General features: G+C 58.0%; 15 protein-coding genes. 5 read left to right on the top strand and 10 right to left on the bottom strand.

What is annotated here, in order from left to right:
* Window positions 1–135 precede the first annotated feature (135 nt).
* On the top strand, window positions 136–1080 hold the full coding sequence (dsdC, locus tag I6G90_RS08350) for a DNA-binding transcriptional regulator DsdC (protein WP_197930697.1): 945 nt from the start codon (window positions 136–138) through the stop codon (window positions 1078–1080).
* A gap of 168 nt (window positions 1081–1248) precedes the next feature.
* On the opposite strand, the gene I6G90_RS08345 is transcribed toward dsdC, so the two are convergent.
* From I6G90_RS08345 to I6G90_RS08335, 3 genes are all read right to left on the bottom strand, one after another.
* Window positions 1249–1425, bottom strand: a complete 177-nt coding sequence (locus I6G90_RS08345) for a hypothetical protein (RefSeq protein WP_005337704.1) — start codon at window positions 1423–1425, stop codon at window positions 1249–1251.
* 310 nt (window positions 1426–1735) lie between these two features.
* Entirely contained in the window at window positions 1736–2185 is a 450-nt protein-coding gene (locus I6G90_RS08340; protein ID WP_042656036.1) for a C40 family peptidase, read from the bottom strand.
* A gap of 195 nt (window positions 2186–2380) precedes the next feature.
* Entirely contained in the window at window positions 2381–3289 is a 909-nt protein-coding gene (locus tag I6G90_RS08335) for a hydrogen peroxide-inducible genes activator (protein ID WP_042057802.1), read from the bottom strand.
* Window positions 3290–3435: 146 nt separating this feature from the next.
* Here I6G90_RS08335 and I6G90_RS08330 point away from each other — a divergent pair, with 146 nt between their 5' ends.
* Window positions 3436–4038, top strand: a complete 603-nt coding sequence (locus I6G90_RS08330) for a peroxiredoxin C (RefSeq protein WP_005337701.1) — start codon at window positions 3436–3438, stop codon at window positions 4036–4038.
* A 408-nt stretch (window positions 4039–4446) separates the two neighbouring features.
* Here I6G90_RS08330 and I6G90_RS08325 read toward each other — a convergent pair whose 3' ends face one another.
* The 6 genes from I6G90_RS08325 to I6G90_RS08300 form a co-directional block, all read right to left on the bottom strand.
* Complete coding sequence (locus I6G90_RS08325; protein WP_040067876.1) at window positions 4447–5412, bottom strand: alpha-L-glutamate ligase-like protein; 966 nt, start codon at window positions 5410–5412, stop codon at window positions 4447–4449.
* A gap of 3 nt (window positions 5413–5415) precedes the next feature.
* Window positions 5416–6954 (bottom strand): inactive transglutaminase family protein, encoded by a 1539-nt coding sequence (locus I6G90_RS08320; protein ID WP_040067874.1) that lies wholly within the window; start codon window positions 6952–6954, stop codon window positions 5416–5418.
* 3 nt (window positions 6955–6957) lie between these two features.
* Window positions 6958–7746 carry an ATP-dependent zinc protease family protein gene (locus I6G90_RS08315; RefSeq protein ID WP_232099085.1) on the bottom strand — a complete coding sequence of 263 codons (789 nt, stop codon included), beginning with the start codon at window positions 7744–7746 and terminating at the stop codon, window positions 6958–6960.
* Window positions 7747–7798: 52 nt separating this feature from the next.
* Window positions 7799–8776 carry a tRNA 5-methoxyuridine(34)/uridine 5-oxyacetic acid(34) synthase CmoB gene (gene cmoB, locus I6G90_RS08310; RefSeq protein WP_197930695.1) on the bottom strand — a complete coding sequence of 326 codons (978 nt, stop codon included), beginning with the start codon at window positions 8774–8776 and terminating at the stop codon, window positions 7799–7801.
* The gene (cmoA, locus tag I6G90_RS08305; protein ID WP_042656038.1) at window positions 8773–9519 is read right to left on the bottom strand and encodes a carboxy-S-adenosyl-L-methionine synthase CmoA; all 747 of its coding nucleotides are present in this window, start codon (window positions 9517–9519) and stop codon (window positions 8773–8775) included. The genes cmoB and cmoA overlap by 4 nt, the downstream gene beginning before the upstream one ends.
* A gap of 275 nt (window positions 9520–9794) precedes the next feature.
* Window positions 9795–10643, bottom strand: a complete 849-nt coding sequence (locus I6G90_RS08300; protein WP_197930693.1) for a DUF72 domain-containing protein — start codon at window positions 10641–10643, stop codon at window positions 9795–9797.
* A 162-nt stretch (window positions 10644–10805) separates the two neighbouring features.
* On the opposite strand from I6G90_RS08300, the gene I6G90_RS08295 reads away from it, so the two are divergent.
* From I6G90_RS08295 to I6G90_RS08285, 3 genes are all read left to right on the top strand, one after another.
* Window positions 10806–11057 carry an FmdB family zinc ribbon protein gene (locus tag I6G90_RS08295; protein WP_005337686.1) on the top strand — a complete coding sequence of 84 codons (252 nt, stop codon included), beginning with the start codon at window positions 10806–10808 and terminating at the stop codon, window positions 11055–11057.
* A gap of 32 nt (window positions 11058–11089) precedes the next feature.
* Window positions 11090–12856, top strand: coding sequence for an aspartate--tRNA ligase (aspS, locus tag I6G90_RS08290; RefSeq protein ID WP_197930691.1), 1767 nt, complete (start codon window positions 11090–11092; stop codon window positions 12854–12856).
* 102 nt (window positions 12857–12958) lie between these two features.
* Window positions 12959–13699 carry a YebC/PmpR family DNA-binding transcriptional regulator gene (locus tag I6G90_RS08285; RefSeq protein WP_033137210.1) on the top strand — a complete coding sequence of 247 codons (741 nt, stop codon included), beginning with the start codon at window positions 12959–12961 and terminating at the stop codon, window positions 13697–13699.
* 537 nt (window positions 13700–14236) lie between these two features.
* On the opposite strand, the gene adhE is transcribed toward I6G90_RS08285, so the two are convergent.
* Window positions 14237–16906, bottom strand: coding sequence for a bifunctional acetaldehyde-CoA/alcohol dehydrogenase (gene adhE, locus I6G90_RS08280; protein WP_042656041.1), 2670 nt, complete (start codon window positions 16904–16906; stop codon window positions 14237–14239).
* Window positions 16907–17709 lie beyond the last annotated feature (803 nt).

Here is a 17709-nt window from a genome sequence, read left to right as displayed (position 1 = left end):
TGGGTGAATTGAGGTGATGCTAATTCGCCACATTCATCACATTTTATCGAAACTACATTTTTTGGTTCTTCTCTTCTCACCCTGAAGGCGGGTCCTTGGGTGTATCATCGGCGGCCATTGTGAAGAGGGGGATGAATGTATAACGGGGATAATTACATATCGCGCAATAAGCTGCTGAGTGGCTACCAGCTGGCCAAGTTGCATACCTTCGAGGCGGCCGCCCGCTACGGATCGTTTGCCATGGCGGCCGATGAGCTGTCGCTGAGCCCCAGTGCCGTGAGCCACCGGATCAGTGCGCTTGAAGAGGAGCTGGGGTTTAAGCTGTTTGAGCGTTTTCACCGCAAGGTGGTACTGACGGCGGAGGGGCAGCGGGTGTTCTGGGCGCTCAAATCCTCGCTGGAGTTCATCAATCAGGAGATCCTGGAGATCAAGAATCAGGAGCTCTCTGGCACTCTGACCATCTATTCTCGCCCCTCCATCGCCCAGTGCTGGCTGGTGCCCAGACTGGCGGACTTCTCCCGCCTGCATCCGCAGATCGAGCTCAATATCATCACCGGCAACGAGAACATCAACCTGCACGGTTATGGCATCGATTTGACCCTCTATTTCGATGAGAAGAGCCCAGATCGGCTCGCCATCCACCCGCTGATGGATGAGTACATACTGCCGGTCTGCAGTCCGGAATATGCCGAGCAGCACGGGCTTGTCGGCAATCCCGCCAACTTGTCCCGGTGCCGTCTGCTTCATGATCGGCAGGCGTGGGGATTTGACTCGGACACCGACGAGTGGAGCTGCTGGGCTCGCCATGCCGGGGTCAGCCTGGAGGCATGTCAGCTGAGCATGGGCTTTGATCGCTCGGATCTCGCCATTATCGCCGCCATGAATCACGCCGGTATCGCCATGGGGCGCAAGAATCTGGTGAGCAAACGGCTGGCGCGCAACGAGCTGGTGGCCCCTTTTGCCGGGCTGGAGGTCAAGTGCGAGCAGCGTTATTACATGGCGACCCTGCGCAACCGCGAGTGCCCCAAGATCCAGGCCTTTATCGACTGGGCACAAGGGATGGCTGCCGAGATGGAATGAACAGAGGCCGGTGCGCAAGAGCAACATGAAGATGGTAAAGTGCGAGTTAACGAAGGTAGCGGTTTAACGTAGCGGGAAAATTGGGGGAGAGGGGTTGGCTGATGGTGGTTGGTCGCGAGTGGCCTTGCTGCCAACACCGGATGGCTGGCAGCAAGGCAACGGTCGGGATCAGGTGGTCTTTTCCAGATGGTTCTGGTAAATCTGCTGCCACTTGTCCAGTTCGTTTTCATCACCCTGTTGCTGCCAGAACTCGCAGATGGAACTCGCCATCTCGCATGCCATGGCGTGGTCACCGTCACGGCGACTCATCAGGTATTGCCCCAGCCAGCTTTGATACTGTTTCATTGCAGATCTCCTTATCTATTTAACCCTTGATACTGCTGCTGTGGGACACCCGTCCGGCAGTGTTGCACCACACTCCACCTTCGCCGCGCGCTGCTTGTTATCGCCTCGCTTGTTGTCAATCAGGACAGAGAACGTATGAGAAAACAGCGAAAGTGTTAAAAATTGGCCACCACCTTATCACAAAATGGTGTGATATGCAGGTTTTGGGGCCAATTGAGTTATAAGCGTGAGCTGAGTATCCCGACATAACGACAGAGATTGACGGAGGGCGTCGGCACGCAACTTGTACTGCGAGCAGGGGTGTAAGCCGTTACTGGGTCACCCGACGCGCCTGCCAGTAGCGGCTGTTCCAGTAGACGTTGTCGAGGCGCGAGCGGATCACCCCCTTGCTGGTGGAGGCGTGGATAAACTCGCCGGCACCGGTGTAGACCCCCACATGGTACTGCTGCCAGCCGGTCTTGAAGAAGACCAGATCCCCGTGTTGCAGCCGGTAGCGATCCACCGGTTTGCCGATGCTGGCCTGGGATTCGGTGGTTCTTGGCAGGTTGAAGCCCAGCACCTGACTGTAGGCGAGCTGGGTGAAGGCGGAGCAGTCGAGCCCGGCGCGGCTGGCGCCGCCCATCCGGTAGGGAACACCGCGCCACTGCTGGTAGAAGCCATCAAAGGCACTGCTCTGCCGGGGGGCCGGAGGGGGCTCCGGCGTGCTGGAGCAGGCGGCCAGCAACAGAGTCAGCAGGGATAGCAGCAGTGTGCGATACATCGGGGCTCTCTCCACGGACGGATCTACCAAACGAGATATTCATCGCGCGCCAGTTTCTGCGACACCGTTTTGGCTACAGGCGCTGGCGCGACAACTTTTCCATCATAAACAGGGATCTGGCTTCATACCTAGTCTCTGGAGGGAAAAATGTGGCGGGGGATTGAAAAACGCCAGCCCGGGGGCTGGCGCTTGCTGTCACTCGCAGTGGCTGACCAGCGGGGTCAGCAGCTCGGCCAGCTTGTAGAAGGTCTGCACCCGGGTGGTACTGGGGCGCCAGACCAGACCGATCTCGCGATAGGGGGTCTCTCCCGGCAGCGGGATGGCCACCAGATCGGAGTTGGCAAGAATGCCGGCATCGATGGCCATCTGCGGCAGGAAGGTGGTCCCGAGACCCGCTTCCACCATCTGTACCAGGGTGTGCAGGCTGGTGGCGGCAAACGGGTTGATCTTGCTCTTGTCCCGCAGGCGGCAGGCGCTCACCGCATGCTCGGTCAGGCAGTGCTCCCGTTCCAGCAGGAAGATGCTCTGGTTGGGCAGCTCCTTGTAGTCGAACGGGGTATGCAGACCGGCCGCCATGCTGGCGGGCATCACCATGTGGAACGGATCCTGACCGACGGTCTTGCAGTGAAATCCGCCGATCTCGATGGGCAGGGCGAGGATCAGCAAGTCGAGCTGACCCTGTTCCAGCTGCTTGAGCAGATTGCTGGTGGTGTCTTCCCGCAGCAACAATTCGAGGTCAGGATAGGTCTTGCTGCACTCTTTCAGCAGCTTGCTGAGCAGGAAGGGGGCGATGGTGGGAATGCAGCCCAGACGCACCGTCCCCTGCATCACGCCGCCCTGATGTTGCCCGAGCTCCATCAGATCCCGCGCATCGGAGAGCAAATTGCGAGCGCGCTCGACGATTTCCATGCCGACAGGGGTCATAATGAAGCTCTTGTGGTCCCGCTCCACCAGTTGCAGGTTCATCATGTCCTCCAGTGTCTGGATCCCGGTACTCAGGGTCGACTGGCTGACATGACAGGCCTTGGCGGCGCGGTTGAAGTTCTTGTGCTCATCGAGAGCGACCAGATATTGCAGCTGTTTGAGGCTGGGCCAACGTTGCATAGAAAAACCCGATTGATGCTATCTATTTAATTTGATTTAACTAATCTACCACCGGGTCTATAGTTTGTCGCTTGAATTAGATGGACTTGGCTCTAGGTAGCCCAATCCTCACCGGATTGTTCACTTCACATAAAGAGGAATTGAATATGGTATTGGTAGGCCGTCCCGCACCCGATTTTACCGCCGCTGCTGTTCTGGGTAATGGCGAGATCGTTGATTCATTCAACCTGTCATCCCACATCAAAGGCAAGGCTGCCGTTGTCTTCTTCTATCCGCTCGATTTCACCTTCGTCTGCCCATCCGAGCTGATTGCCTTTGATCACCGTTATGAAGAGTTCCAGAAGCGTGGCGTGGAAGTGATCGGTGTTTCCATCGATTCCCAGTTCTCCCACAACGCATGGCGCAATACCAAAGTGGAAGATGGCGGTATCGGTCAGGTCAAGTACCCGCTGATCGCCGACGTGAAACACGAAATCTGCAAAGCCTATGACGTTGAACATCCGGAAGCTGGTGTGGCGTTCCGTGGCTCCTTCCTGATCGACAAGAACGGTGTCGTTCGTCATCAGGTTGTCAACGATCTGCCGCTGGGCCGCAACATCGATGAGATGCTGCGCATGGTCGATGCCCTGCAATTCCACGAAGAGCACGGCGAAGTGTGCCCGGCTCAGTGGGAAAAAGGCAAAAAAGGTATGCAAGCCTCTCCGGATGGCGTTGCCAAGTACCTGTCCGAGAATGCTGACTCCCTGTAATCGGGTCGCACTCTGCGTGAAGAACCGGCGTCTTGGCGCCGGTTTTTTTATACATGTAATTTACCTATCCCCTATCATAGCGGTCACACTCTTCTCGCCCCTTCGCCCCTTCGCCCCTTCGCCCCTTCGCCCCTTCGCCCCTTCGCCCCTTCGCCCCTTCGCCCCTTCGCCCCTTCGCCCCTTCGCCCCTTCGCCCCTTCGCCTCTTCGCCTCTTCGCCCCTTCGCCTCTTCGCCTCTTCGCCTCTTCGCCTCTTCGTTCCTCGCTATTCCAAGCTGACGTTCACTGGCGTACTCGTCGTTTCGGGATGAGATGTTGACACTATTGTTGGGGACGGGATGGCCCGACAGACAAACAACAGTCATAAAAAAAGCGCGCCATAGGCGCGCTCAGTTCACAAGCGGAGGTGTTACTCCTCAAAGATCCCGAAGTGATCCTTGGCGAAATTGACCCGCTGCTCCACGTTCATCTTCACCTGGCCCAGCTTCTCGATGGTCTTGAGATTGGGCACCAGGCCGCGACCGTTGGCGATCTGGATGGCAAGGCCGGGACGGGCGTTGAGCTCCAGCAGCATGGGGCCGCGGAACTTGTCCAGCACCATGTCGGTTCCGATATAGCCCAGACCCGACATCTCGTAGCAGGAGGCTGCCAGGGTGAGCAGGGTATCCCAGTGGGGGACCTTGAGCTCATAAAGGTCGAGGCCGGTATCCGGGTGGTGGCGCAGCGGATTGCCAAACTGCACCGCCCGCAGGGCACGACCGGTACGCAGGCACAGACCCACCCCCACGGCGCCCTGGTGCAGGTTTGCCTTGCCGTCCGAGGCGGCGGTGGAGAGGCGCATCATTGCCATCACCGGGAACCCCTTGAAGATGATGACCCGGGCATCGGGTACCCCTTCGAAGGAGTAGCCGTCGAACACATCATCAAAGTTGATGAGGCCTTCGACCAGCGCTACGTCGGGCTTGCCGCCGAGCGAATATAGCCCCGCCAGAATGTTGGAAACATGGCGCTCCAGATCCTGACCGGTAGAGGCGCTGCCATTGGGCTTGTAGAAGAGGCCATTTTCCTGACGCAGGATCACCAGGATCCCCTTGCCGCCCGAGCCACGGGCCGGCTTGATGCAGAAGCCCGGCCAATCTTTTACCAGCTCGGTGATGCGACCCACGTCGTGCTGGGCACGGATGGTGCCGATAAGCTCCGGCACGGTGACCCCTGCATCCAGCGCAATCCGCTTGGTCTGCAGCTTGTCATCCACCAGTGGATAGAGGCTGCGCGGATTGTAGCGGCTGATGTAGGAGTGGTTGCGCTTGTTCATGCCGAGGATGCCTGATTGGGACAGGCTCCACGGGGTGGTGTATTTTTCCCAGAACCACATCGGTTACTTGTCCTTACCCGGGGTGACGCCAGATTTCATCTCGTCCACCAGCGGCTTGAAGCGCTTCAGTTCGCTCAGCTTGTAGCCGGTGTAGTTACCCATCAACAGCACGGTCGCCATCAGCACCAGCTGCAGGCCGAGGAAGTTGAAGGTGAGGTGACGGATCAGCTCGTTATCCATGGCCAGATAGGCGATGACGGCAACCAGCAGAGAGCCACCACCCTGGCGGAACACCTCTTTCGGGCCCTCTTCTTCCCACAGGATGGACATCCGTTCGATGGTCCAGGAGAGGATGATCATCGGGAAGAAGGTGATCTTCATGCCGTCGGTCAGCCCCAGCTTGAAGGCGAACGCGGAGAAGATACCGATCATCGAGATAACCATGATGATGATGGCCGATATTCGGGCGACCAGCAGCAGGTTAAGCCGCGACAGATAGGAACGGATAACAAGACCGGTACCGACGATCAGCAGGAAGCCGATGAGACCGGTGACCAGCGAGGTCTGGATAAAGGCGACCGCGATCAGCACCGGCATAAAGGTACCGGAGGTCTTGATCCCCACCAGAACCCGCAGGAACACCACCATCAGCACGCCGATCGGGATCAGCAGCAAGCCCTTGAACAGGGTCTGCTCTTCCAGTGGCAGGCTGTGGATGGAGAAGTTCATCATCTCTGATTTTTCAAACTTCTGCGCCAGTGCCACGCTCACCGGCTGTTCCTGCTCGATCATCGAGAAGCTGACACGGGAGTTGTGACCACCGGTCACGTCCAGCAGGGCGCCGGAGTTGTATTCCCACAGCAGCAGGTTGGCCGGACGGCCCTGTTCACCGGTTTGCGGGTTGAACAGTTTGTAGTCGGTCGGGCTGTTGAACACCTGCAGGTAATCCACCAGCTCCTGGCGACGGCGGCCATCTTCCAGATTCAGGGCATGCACCACGCGGGTGGGCACGTCAGCATTGTTGAGCAGCTCGGCGATCAGGTTGGCGCGGCTCTTGTGCTTTTTCAGCAGCTCGGCGTTCTGCTCCTGCTTCTCGATCTCCTTGATGATCTCGCGCGTCAGGGTGTAGCCGTCGGCAGAGCGCTCCTGCGCCCGCTCGAGGATCTGCTTCATCGCGGTGGCATAAGGCTCACTCTCGATCTGCTTCTCGATGGCGGGCGGCTGCGGATTGGCGGCCGGTTTGGCATGGGCATCCGCCATCATGTCGACGCGGTAGTAGAGCTCCTGACGGCCAGAGGCGGTACGGATGGACCACTCGGCGCGGGCATCGCCATCTTTCTCGACAAAGGAGAGACCGTAGCCGGGGCTGGCGGCGTTCTCGTTCATCAGGGTGAAACCGGGCTGGGTGCCCGGAATGGCCAGGGAGGCGATCACCGGATCACCGGTCGCCTCGAACTCCAGCTTGGCTTCGATGGACCAGATCTGGCGCTTTTCACCGGGCGTCAGCGGCACATCCAACGCGATATGGTGATAGATCGTCATCCCCAGGCCGACAATGTACAGCAGGGCGACCAGCAAATAGAACGGCTTACGGGAAACCATGGATTATTTCACATCCTTGAGCTTGGGTTTGGGTTGGATATATTCGCGGGCCACATCAACCACGGCGATGTCTTTCAAAAATTCGCGACCCAGCAGCACAGGGAAGGTCATGTCGCTACGGTCTTTCAGGGTAAATTCGGCTTTCTCGGTCATGTCGCCAATGCGCACGGCCAGACGCACCACCGGACGGCGGTCGAGATCATCGGCAGAGGCCTGACGCACCCGCACATGGCGTACCAGCGGCGCTTCGATCTGGATCTTGTCGTCCACATCCTGATGGCTCAGGAAGAAGCGCACCCAGTTTTTGCCGTTGCGCTCGAAAATGGTGATCTCCTGCGCACTGATGGAGGAGGTGGTCGCACCGGTGTCCACCCGCGCCTGGAAGGCGTCGTTGGCGGCATCAACCCAGATCCACTCAGCTTCACCGACCATCAGCTTGCCATCGATGGTGTGACCCTGATTGGGGGCCGGGCACTTCTCGGTGGGGATGGCCATCGGCTTGGGTGGCTCGGCGGGGAGGGTGGCGAGCTTGTGGTCTACTTGTTTGACGGACTCTTTCATATTGGTGACATCTGTGTTGAGCTGAACCAGCAGGTGCTGTTGCTGCACATACTGCTTCTGTTGCTGTTCCATGGATGTTTGCAGGCGCTGCTCGCTCTGGCTCAGCTCGCTACGAAGCTCGGCCAGCGTCAGAGCTGGAACCTGAGGCGCTTTTTCCATATTGACACACCCGCCGAGACTAAGCAGGGAGAGCAGGGTCATTCCTTTTAATTTGCTTTTCATGTCATTCATTTAACTGTGCTTCCTGGAATGGGGTCAGTGTAACTTCCACAAGCGCCACCGGCTAGTCTTTGGCCTTGCGGGCAATCAGTACGGCACGTTTCGGCGCCGGGTGTCCTTCTACCGTGAGTGCCGGATTGTCTGGATCCAGATAGTCACTCAGGGATTCATTAATCATCCAGTCGGTACGACGCTGTTCGTCGGTGCTGGTCATATTCTCGTCTACTATCCGCACGTCGGTGAAGCCGCAGCGCTCGACCCACAGTTTGAGGGCGCTACTTGAGGGAATAAACCAGACGTTGCGCATCTTGCCGTAACGGTCGGTGGGCACCAGCACGTCGTTGACGCCACCATCGATCACCAGGGTCTCCAGCACCAGCTCGCCATCGTCTTTCAATTGATTGCGCAGCTGTTCGATGTGCTCGATGGGGGATTTGCGGTGATAGAGCACCCCCATGGAGAAGACGGTGTCAAAGGCGCGCAGCTCCGGCAACTCCTGAATGCCGAGTGGCAACAGGTGGGCGCGCTGATCATTGCCTGCGAAGTGGCGAATGGCCTCGAACTGGCAGAGGAACAGCGGGCTCGGGTCTATGCCGACTGCCAGCTTGGCCCCTTCACCCACCATGCGCCAGAGGTGGTAGCCGCTGCCACAGCCTACATCCAGCACGTAACGTCCTGCCAGCGGGCTGATATGGGGCAGCACCCGATCCCATTTCCAGTCGGAGCGCCACTCGGTGTCGATGTGGATGCCGTGCACGATAAAAGGCCCCTTGCGCCAGGGCATGAAGTGGCGCAGCAGGCTCTCGACCTTCTTGCGCTCCCCTTCGCCAAGGCTCTCGGCCGAGCCTATCTCGACCCGGCTTTTCAGCTCGATGTTGCCGGGGGATACCACCGGCAGCTTGTTGAGGGCGCGGTTCCAGCGCGGCAGATCGCCATGCTGGTTGTCATGTTGCCAGGCGTGCAGCTGGGCGGGCAGGGTGTGCAGCCAGTGGCTCAGCCGGTTTTTGGCAATCAGTTGATAGAAATTGGCAAAGTCGATCATGGCTGGGCGTCACTGGATTTGATGGCAATCATGGAGCCGAAATTGAAGCACTGGAACCAGAGATCCTGATGGGTGAAACCGGCATCCCGCAGGCGGGCACGGTGGGTCTCCAGGCTGTCGGTGCGCATCACGTTCTCTAGGGCGGTGCGTTTCTGGCTGATCTCCAGCTCGCTGTAGCCATTGGCCCGTTTGAAGTCGAGGTGCAGCTCGATAAGCAGCTCGTTGACCGGCTCATCTTCGAAGCGGAACTTCTCGCTCAGGATCAGGATCCCGCCCGGGCGCAGACCATCGTGAATGCGCTGGATCAGGGCAGCCCGTTTCTCCGGCTCGACAAATTGCAGGGTGAAGTTGAGCACCACCACGGAGGCGTTCTCGATCTCGATATCGCAGATATCCGCTTCCACCAGCTCCACCGGCACCTCGGATTTGAAACCGGAGAGGTGGGCGCGGGCACGCTCGATCATCGGGTGGGAGAGATCCACCGCGGTGATGCGGCAACCGGGCTGGCTGATATGGCGACGCATCGCCTGGGTGGCTGCGCCCAGTGAGCAGCCGAGATCATAGAGTCGGCTCTCGGGTTGGGCGTAGCGGGCGGCCATCATGCCGATGGCGGAGATGATGTTGCTGTAACCCGGCACCGAGCGCTGGATCATATCGGGAAATACGTCGACGACCTGTTCGTCAAAACAGAAGTCGCCCAATCGGGCGATCGGGGCGGCAAAAATTTGGTCTTTGGTCTGCATGCTGGCGCAACCTGACAGTCGGGACATCACCCGGCTGTATTGTTCAATTGAGTCGTTGGATGATACCCATCAGAGTAGGTCAATCATCTGTTTACGAACGGGGTGGCTGGTCATGAAATCCTTTGGACCTGTCCTGTTCGTACGGGCCATGTTCCGGACCCTTACTTGGGGCGGTAGTGTAGAGGATTGATGGCCGTTTGTCTTGACGCCAGGGCTTGCCTCGCCACAAAAAAGCGCTTTTTTTGCAGCGAAACGATGGCCGCAGAATGGGTTGGCTAAAAGCGCAGCACTCCCTGACGCGCGCGATCGTTTTCCCCCGGCCAGGGGGCCATCTCCTGCTCCAGCAAGCGGGTGATCTGGCGGGCCAATTCCGGTGCCTGGGCGTTGTCGGCAGTATGTATATAGAGGTAGAGATCTTTCCCCTCCGCGAGCCACTGACGCCAATGGGGGAGCCAGCTTGGCAGGAAGGGGTGGTTGGCCGCCGGATCCGGCAGGCCGATAAAGCGCACCATGGGGGCACAGGCGGTGGCCAGCAGATGCACCGGCAGGCGCGGCTTCTTGCCCTGGGCATCGACAAGGGCCGCCGTGGTTGCTGGCACCGAGAAGAGCGGCCGGCTATCGAGCATCACCCGGTTCACTCCCTGTTCCATCAGCAGCCGGTTCAATGCCCGTTCTGCCTCCCCCTTGGCGAAGAAGTCGGGGTGACGCACCTCGAGGGCGTAGCGAAACGCCCGCGGCAGCCGCTCGAGAAAGGCCGTCAGTCTGGCCAGTCCTTCCGGCCCGAAACGGGCTGGCAACTGCAGGGTGAGCAGCCCCAGCTTGTCGTGCAGCGGGGCGAGCAGCTGGATAAAGTCGGTCACTTGTTTATCTGCGCTCACCAGATCGCTCTGGTGACTGATGGTTTGCGGAAACTTGAAGTTGAAACGAAAGTGAGCGGGCACCGCATCGGCCCAGCGCTGTACCGTGTTCGGTGTCGGCAGGGCGTAGAAGGTGGTGTTACCCTCCACCGAATTGAACACGGTGGCGTAGTGGGCGAGGTGTTCGGCAGGCTTGGCGCCAAGGCCCAGCAACTGGCCGGGCCAGCTGGGGTGGGACCACTGTGGCAGGCCCAAATAGAGGCTCATGGTGGCTATTCTCTTCGCTCTTGGTGCATTCGTGCCGATTTTTTGCCCGCTTTTTGCCATCGAGTGCAAAAAACTGGCGAAAGGAGGCTGCTGGCCATTTTACCCAAAAGGGGGTTTTCCTCTATAATGCCAGCCCTTTTGTTTTTCAATTTCTTGTGACCCATGCCTATCTACGAATATCGTTGCGACGTCTGTGGCCATGAATTGGCAAAACTGCAAAAGCTTTCCGATGCCCCTCTGACCGACTGTCCGGCCTGTAGCAAGCCGAATCTGGTCAAGCTGATATCGGCGGCAGGCTTCCGGCTCAAGGGAACCGGATGGTACGAGACTGATTTCAAACCGGGTAAGAAAAAGAATCTGGCCAGCTGTGAGACAGACGGTGCTTGCCAGTCGTGCCCGGCGGCCCAAGGTTAACCGTCTCTCTACAATTTCGAAGGAAGAAGTCCATGCGCTCTATCTATTGCGGACAGGTCAATGAGGCCCATGCAGGGCAGACCATTACATTGTGCGGTTGGGTTCATCGTCGTCGTGATCTCGGCGGTCTGATCTTTATCGATATGCGCGACCGGGAAGGGATCGTTCAGGTGTTCTTCGATCCGGACAAGCCGGACGCGTTTGCGCTGGCCTCCGAACTGCGCGGTGAGTTCTGCATCCAGGTGACCGGTGTGGTGCGTACCCGTCCGGACTCCCAGCGCAACAGCGATATGGCCACTGGCGCCATCGAAGTGTTCGCCCACGAACTCAACATCATCAACCGTGCCGAGCCGCTGCCCCTTGACTTCAACCAGGTCAACAGCGAAGAGATCAGCCTCAAGTATCGCTACCTGGATCTGCGTCGCCCCGAGATGGCCAAGTACCTGAAGACCCGTGCCAAGGCCAGCGCCTTCGTACGCCGCTTCATGGACGAGCACGGCTTCCTCGATATCGAGACCCCGATGCTGACCAAGGCCACCCCGGAAGGTGCCCGTGACTATCTGGTACCGAGCCGCGTGCACAAGGGCAAGTTCTACGCTCTGCCGCAATCTCCGCAGCTGTTCAAGCAGTTGCTGATGATGTCCGGCTTCGACCGTTACTACCAGATCGTCAAGTGCTTCCGTGACGAAGACCTGCGTGCCGACCGCCAGCCGGAATTCACCCAGATCGACGTGGAGACCTCCTTCATGACCGCGCCGCAAGTGCGTGAGATCATGGAAGAGATGATCCGCAAACTGTGGCTGCACATCCTGAACGTGGATCTGGGCGACTTCCCGATCATGACCTTCGACGAAGCGATGCGTCGCTTCGGCTCCGACAAGCCAGACCTGCGTCTGCCGATGGAGCTGGTCGATGTGGCCGATCTGCTGACCGCCGTCGAGTTCGCCGTGTTCGCGGGTCCTGCCAACGATCCGAAAGGCCGCGTGGCAGCCCTGAAAGTCCCGGGCGGCGCCGAGCTCTCCCGCAAGCAGATCGACGAGTACACCAAGTTTGTCGGCATCTACGGTGCCAAGGGCCTGGCCTGGATGAAGGTCAACGAAGCCGCCAACGGCCTCGAAGGCGTACAGTCTCCGGTTGCCAAGTTCCTCTCCGACGAGATCGTGCGCGAGATCCTGGCCCGTACCGGCGCTGCTGACGGCGACATCATCTTCTTCGGCGCGGACAGCAAGAAAGTGGTCTGCGATGCCATGGGCGCTCTGCGCCTGAAAGTGGGCCGCGATCTGGGTCTGCTGGAGAACAGCTGGAAGCCGCTGTGGGTTATCGACTTCCCGATGTTCGAGGAAGATGGCGAAGGCGGTCTGGCTGCCATGCACCATCCGTTCACCGCGCCGAGCAACATGGGCCCGAGCGAACTGAAAGCCAACCCGGTGGCGGCTTACGCCAACGCCTACGACATGGTGATCAACGGTTACGAAGTGGGTGGCGGTTCTGTCCGTATCCACAACAGCGAGATGCAGTCCACCGTGTTCGACATTCTGGGTATTACTCCGGCCGAGCAGCGCCTGAAGTTCGGCTTCCTGCTCGATGCTCTGAAGTACGGTACCCCGCCGCACGCCGGTCTGGCCTTCGGTCTGGACCGTCTCAGCATGCTGCTGACCGGCACCGAAAACATTCGGGACGTGATTGCCTTCCCGAAAACGACCGCGGCTGCCTGTCTGATGACAGACGCCCCCAGCCTTGCCAACGCAGCCCAACTGGGTGAGCTGGCGATTGCAACCACCGTCAAGGGCGACGAGTAAGCCGATACCGGCACCGGAGGCCGCCGCCGTGCGGCCTCTGTGTTTCCCTTGGGTTAGTCATGACCAGTGTTACTGACATTTAAAAAATAACGGAGAGTCTCTATGGCAGGTCACAGTAAATGGGCCAACATCAAACACCGCAAGGCCGCTCAGGACGCCAAGCGTGGCAAGATTTTCACCAAACTGATCCGCGAAATCACCACTTCCGCGCGTCTTGGTGACCCGGATCCGGCCAACAACCCGCGCCTGCGTGCCGCGGTGACTGCCGCCCTGACCAACAACATGACCCGCGACACCATCAACCGTGCCATCCAGCGTGGCGCCGGTGGTGGCGATGGCGAACAGCTCGAGACCATCGTGTACGAAGGCTACGGCCCGGCTGGCTCTGCTGTCATGGTAGAGTGCCTGACCGATAACCGTAACCGTACCGTTGCCGAAGTGCGTCACGCCTTCAGCAAGTGCGGTGGCAACCTCGGCACCGACGGTTCCGTCGCCTATCTGTTCAGCAAGAAAGGTCTGCTGACCTTCGTGGGCGTGGACGAAGATGCTCTGATGGACGCCGCACTGGAAGCGGGTGCCGATGACGTGGTCACCGAAGAGGATGGCTCCATCGAGGTGTATACCACCCCGAACGACTTCGGCACCGTGCTGGATGGTCTGGAAGCCGCCGGCTTCAAGGCCGAGAGCGCCGAAGTGACCATGATCCCTTCCACCGAAGCCGAGCTGGATGCTGAAACTGCGCCCAAGCTGATGCGTCTGATCGACATGCTGGAAGATCTGGACGACGTGCAAGAGGTGTATCACAACGGCTCCATCTCCGATGAAGTTGCTGCGACCCTCTGATCGCTGAATCGTGCTCTCCTGATGGCAGCCAGATGGCTGCCATTTTTTTATCTTTGCATCGGGGCAACTGCTGACGAGTCAGGTGATCCGCCGCTGCAACAGCGCTCTCCACTTATTCCTATTCCGTTTTCTCTGTTGATGGTCATTCCAGGCTTCCTGTGGGTTGGTTCGCCCCGAACATACGCTGATCATCGTTCTGCTGCGTTGCGTTGCGTGGTGATGGCGCGGCTCCGCTTATCCTGTGTATCACGCGCTCAGCTCTTTAGATGGCGTTGACTGCTCACATCTGCCCGTCAGGGCAATTGCGTTGCGGGTAAGGGAGACGAGGTGATGGGGGCGCACCCTTGTTATCACAGGGTGGCCAGCAATGCTGAGTTACCGGTTGGGATGCTGATAACGGATTAGCCAGGGCCGGGTTTGCAGGTTGGTTGGTTGATGGGGAGAGTACCGCAATCGGCAGGGGAGAGGAGGGTGGTGATAAGTGGCAGATAAAAAAAGCCCGCGCAATGCGCGGGCTTGTAATCTCAGGGCTGGTTATCAGGCCTTGGATTTTTTCTTGCTTTCAACCTTGGCTTCAACCGGTGCGGCAGCAGGAGCAGCAACGCCTTCGGTGAACGGACGGCCGTAGTAGGTGTCCATCAGGATGGCTTTCAGCTCGCTGATCAGCGGGTAGCGCGGGTTGGCGCCGGTGCACTGGTCATCGAAGGCTTCGATGGCCAGCTGGTCAACCTTGGCCAGGAAGTCAGCTTCAGACACGCCAGCTTCACGGATGGAGGCCGGGATGCCCAGAGTGGCTTTCAGGTCGTCCAGCCATACCAGCAGCTTCTCGATCTTGGCAGCGGTGCGGTCACCGGCAGCACTCAGACCCAGATGGTCAGCCACTTCGGCGTAACGACGGCGAGCTTGCGGACGGTCGTACTGGGAGAACGCAGTCTGCTTGGTCGGGTTGTCGTTGGCGTTGTAGCGGATCACGTTGCTGATCAGCAGGGCGTTGGCCAGACCGTGCGGAATGTGGAATTCAGCACCCAGTTTGTGAGCCATGGAGTGGCACACACCCAGGAAGGCGTTGGCGAACGCGATACCGGCGATGGTAGCGGCGTTGTGTACTTTCTCGCGAGCAACCGGGTCGTTGGCACCGTTCAGGTAGCTGGACGGCAGGTACTCTTTCAGCAGTTTCAGAGCTTGCAGCGCCTGACCGTCAGAGTACTCGTTAGCCAGTACGGAGACGTAGGCTTCCATGGCGTGAGTCACGGCATCGATACCACCGAAGGCACACAGGGATTTCGGCATGCCCATAACCAGGTTGGCATCAACGATGGCCATGTTCGGGGTCAGCTCGTAGTCAGCCAGCGGGTATTTCATGCCAGTGGCGTCGTCGGTCACGACCGCAAACGGAGTCACTTCAGAACCGGTACCGGAAGTGGTGGTGATACAGACCAGTTCGGCCTTCACGCCCATTTTCGGGAACTTGTAGATACGCTTGCGGATGTCCATGAAGCGCATGGCCAGATCTTCGAACGCAGTTTCCGGGTGCTCGTACATGACCCACATGATCTTGGCCGCATCCATCGGTGAACCACCACCCAGCGCAACGATAACGTCAGGCTTGAAGGAGTTCGCCATCTCGGCACCTTTGCGTACCACAGACAGAGTCGGGTCAGCTTCTACTTCGTAGAATACTTCCACTTCCATCTTCAGGCCTTTGAGCAGACGAACTACTTCGTCGGCGTAGCCGTTGTTGAACAGGAAGCGATCGGTCACGACCAGTGCGCGCTTTTTACCTTCCAGGTCGCCCAGAGCGATCGGCAGGGAACCACGACGGAAGTAGATGGATTTCGGAAGTTTGTGCCACAGCATATTTTCTGCCCGTTTTGCGACTGTCTTCTTGTTGATCAGGTGCTTGGGACCCACGTTTTCGGAGATGGAGTTACCACCCCAGGAACCGCAACCCAGCGTCAAGGACGGAGCAATGGCAAAGTTGTACAGGTCACCGATACCACCCTGAGTGGTCGGGGTGTTGATCAGGATACGGGCGGTTTTCATCTTGTCGCCGAAGTACTTGATGCGGTCGGCGTTGCGATCCTGGTCGGTATACAGACCAGAAGTGTGGCCGATACCACCCAGGTTGACCATTTTGCAGGCCATTTCGACGGCTTCTTCGAAGTTCTTGGCACGGAACATACCCAGAGTCGGGGAGAGCTTCTCGTGAGCGAACTCTTCCTCTTCACACACTTCCAGACCTTCACCGATGAGGATCTTGGTGGTGGCAGGTACGGTCACGCCGGACATTTCGGCGATCTTGGTAGCAGGCTGGCCCACGATGTTGGCGTTCATGGCACCGTTGATCAGGATGACCTTACGGACCTTGTCAGCTTCTTCTTTGGTCAGCACATAACCGTTGTGAGTCGCGAAACGCTCTTTCACCTGGTCATAGATGGAGTCAACCACGATAACGGCTTGCTCGGAGGCACAGACTACGCCGTTGTCGAAGGTTTTGGACATCAGGATGGAGGCGACAGCACGCTTCACATCGGCAGTTTCGTCGATAACAACAGGTACGTTACCGGCACCTACACCGATAGCCGGCTTACCGGAGGAGTAAGCAGCTTTCACCATGCCCGGGCCACCGGTGGCCAGGATCAGGTTGATGTCGTTGTGCTTCATCAGGGCGTTGGACAGTTCAACAGTCGGTTGATCGATCCAGCCGATGATGTCTTTCGGTGCACCGGCGGCAATGGCTGCATCCAGTACCAGCTTGGCAGCGGTATTGGTGGAGTTTTTGGCACGGGGGTGCGGGGAGAAGATGATGGCGTTGCGGGTCTTCAGGGAGATCAGGGATTTGAAGATCGCAGTGGAAGTCGGGTTGGTGGTCGGAACGATACCGCAGATGATACCTACCGGCTCGGCGATGGTGATGGTACCCATCTCGTCATCCTCACTGAGGATGCCGCAGGTCTTCTCTTCTTTGTACTTGTTGTAGATATATTCGGAGGCGAAGTGGTTCTTGATAACCTTGTCTTCGATGATACCCATACCGGACTCTTCCACGGCCATTTGGGCCAGGGGGATACGGGCATTGCTGGCGGCCAGGGCGGCGGCACGGAAGATCTTGTCTACCTGCTCTTGTGAGAAGCTGGCGAATTCACGCTGGGCTTCCTTAACGCGGGCGACCAGTGCATCCAGTTCAGCCATATTGGTTACTGCCATGTTTATCTCCTGATTATTTGAAAACTGTTTAGTAAGACGTTGGCAATGCCCGGCAATTATAGTCGCCCTGTCAAGACGGTATCGTTGCAACAGCTTTTTCACATGCCTTACTAAATCGCTTTCTGAGTCGATTATAGAGCGGGGCTGACTCAGAAAAACTTGATCTGGATCATGTGTAACAAAAGAACAAAAGAAATTTTATTTCACAATCCTTGTTTGACTGATGTTACAGGAGTGTGCTGGCAAGGGGAAGGCGAGAGACTTGTTAATGCAGGGTAATAAACCACATTTATCAAATGGTTAATTGCACTTTGAGATCGGGATGAAGAGCTGTTTTGGCGGTATTGGTTAGCAAATATGAGTGAATCGGTTTCGAAACCACCGACAAACGCGCTTTATTTCCGCATTTGTTGCGAAAATGATTGTTGTTTTAATCCATGACTAATCTGCTTTATTGCCCGAGGGAGCCATTTCTGCCCGCTTTACCCGTTTTGGCATTGCGGCTCTCCGGCCGATTCATGTCAGTGGTGTCGGGCCTGAAAGATGGGGAACGTCGCAGGTGGAGTCTCTCGAGTCGCTTTTCCATCCAGTCAGTCCCCGTCAGCGCTGCCGGGCCTGATTAAACAGACTCTCGTTCACTCTTGTGACGCGGGTCGGGCGGTGGCAGGGGCTTTTGGCATTTGTTTATGCCAGTTAGCGCGGATGCATTAGATGAACTAACTAAAAACCCCCCCAAATGGTGAGATTATTTGATTGGTGCCCGCTCTGGCTATGATGTAAATTTACGCACGAAATTAATGGAC

The organism is Aeromonas allosaccharophila (assembly GCF_016026615.1).
Lineage (GTDB): Bacteria > Pseudomonadota > Gammaproteobacteria > Enterobacterales > Aeromonadaceae > Aeromonas > Aeromonas allosaccharophila.
This window is presented reverse-complemented; position numbering and strand designations above follow the sequence as displayed.